Origin of the sequence: Burkholderia sp. LFS061 (genome assembly GCF_047978125.1) — a bacterium.
In the GTDB taxonomy this organism is placed as follows: Bacteria; Pseudomonadota; Gammaproteobacteria; order Burkholderiales; family Burkholderiaceae; genus Burkholderia; species Burkholderia pyrrocinia_C.
The window spans coordinates 92828-101842 of the sequence record NZ_JBFPFS010000026.1 but is presented as its reverse complement, the minus strand read 5'-3'; the positions used below and the strand labels follow the sequence as shown (position 1 = coordinate 101842).

General features: G+C 68.3%; 4 protein-coding genes. 3 read left to right on the top strand and 1 reads right to left on the bottom strand.

The genetic code is table 11. The features are described 5' to 3' along the window. On the top strand, nucleotides 1-3923 hold a 3923-nt coding region (locus tag ACNQQL_RS22340; RefSeq protein WP_347065729.1), incomplete at its 5' end, for a DNA translocase FtsK. Between the two features lie 100 nt (nucleotides 3924-4023). On the opposite strand, the gene ACNQQL_RS22335 is transcribed toward ACNQQL_RS22340, so the two are convergent. Then, nucleotides 4024-5268, bottom strand: a complete 1245-nt coding sequence (locus ACNQQL_RS22335; RefSeq protein ID WP_347065727.1) for a lactonase family protein — start codon at nucleotides 5266-5268, stop codon at nucleotides 4024-4026. A 163-nt stretch (nucleotides 5269-5431) separates the two neighbouring features. Between ACNQQL_RS22335 and ACNQQL_RS22330 the strand changes: the two genes are divergently transcribed. Both ACNQQL_RS22330 and ACNQQL_RS22325 read left to right on the top strand, forming a co-directional pair. Then, on the top strand, nucleotides 5432-7261 hold the full coding sequence (locus tag ACNQQL_RS22330) for a glycoside hydrolase family 15 protein (protein ID WP_347065725.1): 1830 nt from the start codon (nucleotides 5432-5434) through the stop codon (nucleotides 7259-7261). Nucleotides 7262-7472: 211 nt separating this feature from the next. Further along, nucleotides 7473-8945, top strand: coding sequence for a polyhydroxyalkanoate depolymerase (locus ACNQQL_RS22325; RefSeq protein ID WP_204423998.1), 1473 nt, complete (start codon nucleotides 7473-7475; stop codon nucleotides 8943-8945). Nucleotides 8946-9015: the final 70 nt, after the last annotated feature.

Genomic DNA, 9015 nt, shown 5'->3' with positions numbered 1-9015 from the left:
GCGCACTACAGCCGCGCCCGCCCGTGCGACCGGCGGCGGGAATCGGCGCGGCCGGCCTGCCGCCCGACACCGCGCGACGCCGCCCGGCATCGCAAACGCCGGTGCGCGCGCCACTCTATGCATGGACGGAAAAACCCGCGGCGCCGATCACGCCGGCGCCGAGCGTTCACGACACGCTGCGCTCGATCGAGGCCAGCACCGCGCAATGGGCCACGCTCGGCGGTTCGCAGTCGACCGATGCCGCGCACGCGGCGGCAGCCGCCGCAACCGTGGCCGGTATGGCAGCGACAGCCGCCAGCGTTGCCGCGCCGGTGTCGGCTGCCGTGTCGAACGGGTTCGCCTCCGCGACGCACGGCGTCGCAGCCCATGACGCCGGCGCCACGGTCGAACACGATGCAGCGCCCGCTTACGACGACAACGCGCCGATCATTCTGGATGCGTTCATGCCGGCAGCGTCCGGCGCGGCGCATGCTCCGGTTGCCGATACGGGCACCACGACGTTCGACGATGTCGTCCCGCAGACGCTGCCGGATACCGGCATCGACAATGCGGTGTTTTCGCATCACGGCGCCCCCGAGATCCGGCACGCCAACGATGCGCCCGTCGCGCCGGCATTCGGAATCGCACCCGCGCCGTCGTTCGACGCGCCAATCGACCTCGCTCCTTGGGAAGACCTCGCCAGCCGGCCGGTTTTCGCGTTCGACGGGTCGGCCGGTAGCCCGATCGCTGCGTCGCCGGCGGACGCGACGGGATCGGAGCCGACCGATGCGGCCTCCGCGCAACCGCAAGACGAGGCGGTTCACGACATCGCTGCAAGCAAACCGGTAGCGTCCGTCGATACCGATGACAAGTACGACGCGCAACCGGCTCCTGCGATCGATCGCCTTGCGCCGGCCCATGCGCCGCAGGGCATCGCCGATGCTCACGCCGACGGCCAACCCGCCGCGGAGATCGTTCCGCTTGCTGACCTCCCCGCTTCTTCGATCGCAGAATCGTCGGCACGCGCCGTTTCCGACGCCGTGCCGCTTGCGGCAGGGTCGGCACTGACTGCATCGCGTATCGCATCTGAAACCGTCGAGCCGAAAGCAGCCGAACGTCCCGCGCCGCTGTCGGCACTCGCGCAAGGCGCCACGCCCGCGACAGATTGGACGCGGACAACGTCGATTCCGCCGACGGCGCAACCTGCAACGGTAAATACGTCCGTCTTCGCAGGATTGCCGAAATCGCAGGCAGCTCAACCGTTTGCCGCAGCACCGACGGCTTCGGCCTCCGTTGCTTCGCCGCTCGGCGGCGGCGCCCACGGGGCGACCACGCAGGTACCTGCAGCTGCATCGAGCATGGCGCCCGACACCGCTGCGGCTGCACCGGCCGGTGTTACCGGTACTGAATCCGCTTCGCTTTCGCAGCTGGCCGCATCGGCATCGACCGTTCCATTGGCCGCGTCGACTTCATCGGTCGGCGTAACCGGCACTGCGCCCGCTTCGCTTTCGCAGCTGGCAGCCTCGGCACCGACCTTTGCACCGGCCACTTCGACTTCACCGGTCGGTGCAACCGGCCCGGCATCCGCTCCACTTTCACAGCCAGCCGCATCGGCACCGGCCGTCGCATCGGTAGTATCGGCGGCGCCGGTCGGCGTTTCGGGCGAGACTTACGGTTCACTCTCCCGCGAATTAACGCCCGCATCGACCGCTGTACCCGCCACGGCACCATCGACGGCCGGCGCGTCGGATTCGACATTCAGTTCGACCGCGCAAGCGCCTGCACCGGCGGCAACGCCTACGCCCGCTCCCGCGGCGCCCGTGAGTTTCGCGTCCGGCTCGATCGCCGCACAGCCTTTCGCGCCCGCATCGACTCTGTCGGCCAACCCGGCAGCCTCGTCGACCGGCACGACATTCGGCAGATCCGGCTCAACCACACCGCAGCCGGCGGCCAGCCCGCCGGTTCCGCCAGCCGCTTCCGTCGTAACGACATCGTCCTCGGGCGCAATCACCCCGATGACCACGACCGCGGCGGCCCCGGTTCAACCGGTCGCAAGCGCGCCTGTCATCGCGGCCGGATCGCTGGCGTCCATCGCGGCAACGACCGCGACGCAGCCCCTGCCGATCGCATCGGCGCCTGCGGCAACCGCAACTACGACGTTCGCTACACCGCCCGCCCCTGCCGCATCGTCGGCGAGCTGGTCGGTGCCGAATGTGTCCGCGACACCGACTGCCGCATCGATCGCAGCACCACAACCGGCAACAACCGTTCCCGGCGCGGGCCTGCCCACGCCGGCGACTGCCGCTGCCGCGCCGACGCTCCCCGTTGCCGCACCCGTCGGCGCAATCGCCACCGTGGCAACCGAACCGGCCGCGCCTGCCGCGGCCGACACAAACGCGGCCCCCGACACCCCCGCGCGCCAACCGCGCCCGAACGCGTTCGAATTCCACGCGCCCGCGTCGTTCAACGTCGAACTGCCGACGCTCGACCTGCTCGAGCCCGCGTCCGACGACGTCGAAATGATCACCGAGGAACACCTCGCGCAGACGGCCCAGGTGATCGAACAGCGGCTGCAGGAATTCAAGGTGCCGGTGGCGGTCGTCGGCGCGTCGGCCGGCCCCGTGATCACGCGCTTCGAGATCGAGCCCGCGCTCGGCGTGCGCGGCAGTCAGATCGTCGGCCTGATGAAGGACCTGTCGCGCGGCCTCGGCCTCACGTCGATCCGCGTCGTCGAGACGATCCCCGGCAAGACCTGCATGGGCCTCGAACTGCCGAACGCGAAGCGCCAGATGATCCGCCTGTCGGAAATCCTTGCCGCGCGCGAGTACCAGCATTCGCCGTCGCAACTGACGATCGCGATGGGCAAGGACATCACCGGCCACCCGGTCGTGACCGATCTCGCGAAGGCGCCGCACATGCTCGTCGCCGGCACGACGGGCTCGGGCAAGTCGGTCGCGATCAACGCGATGATCCTGTCGCTGCTATACAAGGCGACGCCCGAGGACGTGCGGCTCATCATGATCGACCCGAAGATGCTGGAACTGTCGGTCTACGAAGGCATCCCGCACCTGCTCGCGCCGGTCGTCACCGACATGAAGCTCGCGGCAAACGCGCTGAACTGGTGCGTCGGCGAAATGGAAAAGCGCTACCGGCTGATGTCGGCCGTCGGCGTGCGCAACCTCGCGGGCTTCAACCAGAAGATCCGCGACGCGGAAGCGAAGGAAAAGAAGATCGGCAACCCGTTCTCGCTGACGCCCGAGGATCCCGAGCCGCTGTCGAAGCTGCCGCTGATCGTCGTCGTGATCGACGAGCTGGCCGACCTGATGATGGTCGCCGGCAAGAAGATCGAAGAACTGATCGCGCGCCTCGCGCAGAAGGCGCGCGCGGCCGGCATCCACCTGATCCTCGCGACGCAGCGCCCGTCCGTCGACGTGATCACGGGCCTGATCAAGGCGAACATCCCGACGCGCGTCGCGTTCCAGGTGTCGTCGAAGATCGACTCGCGCACGATCCTCGACCAAATGGGCGCCGAATCGCTGCTCGGAATGGGCGACATGCTGTTCCTGCCGCCGGGCACCGGTTACCCGCAGCGCGTGCACGGCGCGTTCGTCGCCGACGAGGAAGTGCACCGGATCGTCGAGTACCTGAAGCAGTTCGGCGAGCCGCAGTACGAGGAAGGGATTCTCGACGGCCCGGCCGCCGACGGCGCGACGCAGGACCTGTTCGGCGAAGCGCCGGACGCGGAAGCCGATCCGCTGTACGACGAAGCCGTCGCGTTCGTCGTGCGCACGCGGCGCGCGTCGATCTCGTCGGTGCAGCGGCAGTTGCGCATCGGCTACAACCGCGCCGCGCGCCTCGTAGAGCAGATGGAAGCGGCCGGGCTCGTATCGGCGATGGGCATCAACGGCAGCCGCGAGGTGCTCGTGCCGGCCGCGGCCGACTGAGCAAGGCGGCCGCCCGGCCGCGATCGGCCGGCGCGGGCGCGCCGCGAAACCGGCCGCCCCGGAACACGAAGGGCGCTGCATCGGCAGCGCCCTTCGTCGTTTACAGCGCCGGCACCAGCTTGAAGTCGACCGGCTTGCCGACCGCGACCTTCTGCGGATTCGCGCCGAGCTGCCCCGTTTCGGCATCGCGGCTGAACACGTAGAACGTATCGCTGTCCTGGTTGCCGACGATCAGCCACTTGCCGGTCGGATCGATCAGGAACTCGCGCGGTGTCTTGCCGAGGCTCGACTGGCGGCCGACGTGCTTGAGCCGCCCGTCGGCCTTGTTCACCGCGTAGATCACGATGTCGTTCGCGTCGCCGCGGTTGCTTGCATACAGGAAGCGGCCGTCCGGCGACAGATGAATCGCGCCGCCGCCGACCTTGCCCTTGAAGCCCGGCGCCGTCATCGGCACCGTCTCGACCGGCGTCAGCTTGCCGTCGTGGTAGCCGAACACCTCGACCGACGCGTTCAGCTCGCTCGTCACATATGCGAACCGGCCGTCGGCGCCGAACACCATGTGACGCGGGCCCGAACCGGCCTTCACCGTCGTGTAGCGCGTGTCGGTCGGGCCGATCAGCCCGCGGCTGCCGTCCACCGTATAGCGGTAGCCGTAGAGCTTGTCCGCGCCGAGATCCTGCACGAACAGGTAACGGCCGTCCGGCGAAAACACCGTCGAGTGCACGTGCGCGCCGTCCTGGCGGCCCTTCACGGGCCCCGTGCCTTCATGGTGCACGGTCAGCACGGCCTGGCCGACCGCGCCGTCGTCGCGCAGCGGGAACACCGCGAAGCTGCCGCCCGGATCCGCCGCAACCGAATAGTTGGCCGTCACGAGGTACTTGCCGTCCGGCGACAGCGCGAGATAGCAAGGATCGTTCCCCTCCGACGACACGCGGTCGATGAAGGTCAGCGCGCCCGTCTTCGCGTCGAAGCGGAACGCGCTGACGCCGCCGCGCTGCGTCGCCGGCCCGTCGTCGCCGGGCAGTTCGTTGACCGCGTAGACGGTGCGACCGTCGCGGCTCGGCAACAGATACGACGGATTCACGGTCTTCGCCGACGACACCGGCGCGACGCTGCCGGTTTTCGTATCGAAGCGGTAAACATAGATCCCGTCGCTGCCGCCCCCCGTATAGGTGCCGACGAGCAGGTTGTAGACGCCGTCGGCCGGGGCGGGCGATTGCTGCGCAAATGCGTGGGTCGCGGACAAGGAAAGCACGATCGCGAAACCTTTTATCCAGTGAGCGAGCCTAAGCGGGAACCCTCGTGTCGAAGCGCGTGCGTCATGCTCGCGTAAACGGTTGGGCATTGAATCCTCCTTGCATCGAGTCGCTTCAAGTGTTGAGATAGGACGAAACGCCGGCCGTTCACGCGCTCCGCCGCCCGGCCGAGTATACGGGGCGCAGCGCCGGCACGTGAAGCCCGGGCGCCGCCGTCCGCATTGTGAACTCGAAACCAAGGATCGCCTGCCCATGCCCGCCCTGATCGAAGACTACGCCCTCGTCGGCGACGGCCACACCGCCGCGCTGATCGCAAAAGACGGCTCCGTCGACTGGCTGTGCTGGCCCCGCTTCGATTCGGGCGCCTGCTTCGCGGCGCTCGTCGGCACGCCCGAGCACGGCCGCTGGCTGCTCGCGCCGGCCGCCGACGCCGCGATCACGCACACGACCCGCCGCTATCGCGGCGACACGCTGGTTCTCGAAACCGACTACGAAAGCGCCGACGGCGCCGTCACCGTGATCGACTTCATGCCGCCCGGCAACGGCTGGTCCGAACTCGTGCGGATCGTCGTCGGCCGCCACGGCACGATGAAGATGCGCATGGAGTTCGTGTTGCGCTTCGACTACGGCTTCTCGGTCCCGTGGGTCACGCAACTGACCCGCGAGGACGGCATGAAGGCGATCGCCGGCCCCGACACCGTCGTGCTGCGCACGCCGGTGCCGCTCACCGGCAAGAACCTTCATACGATTGCGGAATTCACGGTGAGCGCCGACGAACGCGTGCCGTTCTCGCTCAGCTACGCGGCATCGCACATGCGGCTGCCGCCCGCGCGCGATCCGCTGTCGATGCTCGCGCGCACCGAGAACTACTGGCTCGAATGGTCGGGCCGCTGCCAGGTGCAGGGCCGCTACGCGGCCGCCGTGCGCCGTTCGCTGATCACGCTGAAGGCGCTCGCGTACGAGCCGACCGGCGGCATCGTCGCGGCGCCGACCACGTCGCTGCCCGAGAAGATCGGCGGCAACCGCAACTGGGACTACCGCTACTGCTGGCTGCGCGACGCGACGATCACACTGCTCGCGCTGATGCGCGGCGGCTACTACGACGAGGCGCGCGCATGGCGCACGTGGCTCGGCCGCGTGATGGCCGGCTCGCCCGAGCAGATCCAGATCATGTACGGGATCGCCGGCGAACGCCGGCTGCCGGAAATGGAACTCGACTGGCTGCCCGGCTATCAGGACTCGAAGCCCGTACGCATCGGCAACGGCGCCGCGAACCAGCTCCAGCTCGACGTGTTCGGCGAGGTGATGGCCGCGCTGCACCTCGCGCGCGTGGGCGGGCTGCAGGCCGACGACACGGTCTGGTCCGTGCAGTGCGCGCTGCTCGACCATCTCGAGAAGATCTGGCAGGAACCCGACGAGGGGGTCTGGGAAACGCGCGGCGGCCGCCGTCATTTCACGTTCTCGAAGGTGATGGCGTGGGTTGCGTTCGACCGCGCGATCAAGTCTGCGGAAATGTTCCGGCTGCCCGGCTCGCTCGACCGCTGGCGCGCGCTGCGCGAGCGGATCCATGCCGACGTATGCGACAACGCGTGGCACAAAGACAAGCAGGCGTTCGCGCAGAGCTACGGCAGCGACGAACTCGACGCGAGCGTGCTGCTGATGCCGCTGCTCGGCTTCCTGCCGCCGGAAGACCCGCGCATCGTCGGCACGGTCGAAGCGATCGAGCGGGAATTGCTGCACGACGGGCTCGTGATGCGCTACCGCACGACCGAATACGACGACGGCCTGCCGCCCGGCGAAGGCACGTTTCTCGCGTGCAGCTTCTGGCTGGTCGACAACTACGCGCTGCTCGGCCGGATCGACGACGCGCACCGCCTGTTCAGCCGGCTGCTCTCGCTGTCGAACGATCTCGGGCTGCTCGCGGAAGAGTACGACCCGGTTGCCGGGCGGCTCGTCGGCAACTTCCCGCAGGCGTTCTCGCACGTGGCGCTCGTGCATACCGCGATGAACCTGATGCACCACGAAGACGCAATGGCGCGCGCGGCCGGCCAGCCCGCACCGGCGATGGCCACGGGGCGCTGAACGAGGCGCGGGCGGCTTTTTCAGAGAACGTCAAATCGCAAAATTTTGATGAAAAATCGCGGAAATGTTGCATTGCAACATTCATCGTTGTCCGATATGATCGACACGATTGACCGGCCGCAGTGCAACATGGCCGGCCGCTGACCCCCACGGCACGCCGCGACGCCTCACGCCGCCCTTGCGCACCGTCCCCCACGCGGGAGTAGTCTGCATGCTTTACCAACTGCACGAATTCCAGCGGGCGATGTTGAGCCCGCTCACGGCCTGGGCCCAGGCCGCCTCCAAGTCGTTCGCCAATCCGTCCAGCCCGTTCTCGCTGATGCCGGGCGCGACGCGGATGGCCGCCGCGTACGAACTGATGTACCGGCTCGGCAAGGATTACGAGAAGCCCGAATTCAACCTTCACCAGATCGTCAAGGACGGCCACAACATCCCGATCGTCGAGCAGACGATCGTCGAGAAGCCGTTCTGCCGGCTGCTGCGTTTCAAGCGCTATTCGGACGACGCGGACGCCGTCACGCAGTTGAAGGACGAGCCGGTCGTGCTGGTCTGCGCGCCGCTGTCGGGCCACCACTCGACGCTGCTGCGCGACACGGTGCGCACGCTGCTGCAGGATCACAAGGTCTACATCACCGACTGGATCGACGCGCGAATGGTGCCGGTCGAAACCGGCCCGTTCCACCTGCACGACTACGTCGCGTACATCCAGGAGTTCATCCGTCACATCGGCGCGCGCAACCTGCACGTGATCTCGGTATGCCAGCCGACGGTGCCGGTGCTCGCGGCGATCTCGCTGATGGCGAGCCGCGGCGAGGACACGCCGCTCACGATGACGATGATGGGCGGCCCGATCGACGCGCGCCGCAGCCCGACGTCGGTGAACTCGCTCGCGACGCAGCATTCGACCTCATGGTTCGAGAACAACGTGATCCACACGGTGCCTGCGAACTATCCGGGAGAAGGCCGCCACGTGTATCCGGGCTTCCTGCAGCACACGGGTTTCGTCGCGATGAACCCGGAACGGCACGCGCAATCGCACTGGGATTTCTACCAGAGCCTGCTGCGCGGCGACGAGGACGACGCCGAAGCGCACCGCCGCTTCTACGACGAATACAACGCGGTGCTCGACATGGCCGCCGAGTATTACCTCGAGACGATCCGTGTCGTGTTCCAGGAATTCCGGCTGGCCGAAGGCACGTGGGATGTCGAAGGCGAGCGTGTGCGTCCGCAGGACATCAGGCACACCGCGCTGATGACGATCGAGGGCGAACTCGACGATATCTCGGGCAGCGGGCAGACGCACGTCGCGCACGAACTGTGCACGGGCATCCCGCAGGACCAGCGCCGCAGCCTGACTGCCGAGAAGTGCGGTCACTACGGGATCTTCTCGGGCCGCCGCTGGCGCACGATCATCTACCCGCAGCTGCGCGACTTCATCCGCGAGCATGCGCCGGAACCGAAGCCCGGCGCGACGAAGGTGCAGCCCGTCGCACCGGCGGCCGCGACGCTCGCGGCCGTGCCGGCCGGCAACGCGCAAGCCGAAACGACACGTGCCACCACGGCGAAGCGCGCGCGCGAGAAGGCAACGGTCACGGCCGCGGCACCCGCCAAGGCCGCACCGGCGGCGAAACGTGCCGGCAGCAGCCCGCGCGCAAAGGCCGTACGCACGCGCAAGGCCGCCTGACGCACCGCGTTCCGACGAAAAAACGCCGCCGTTGCCTGCGCACGGCGGCGTTTTTGCATCCGGCGGGCGC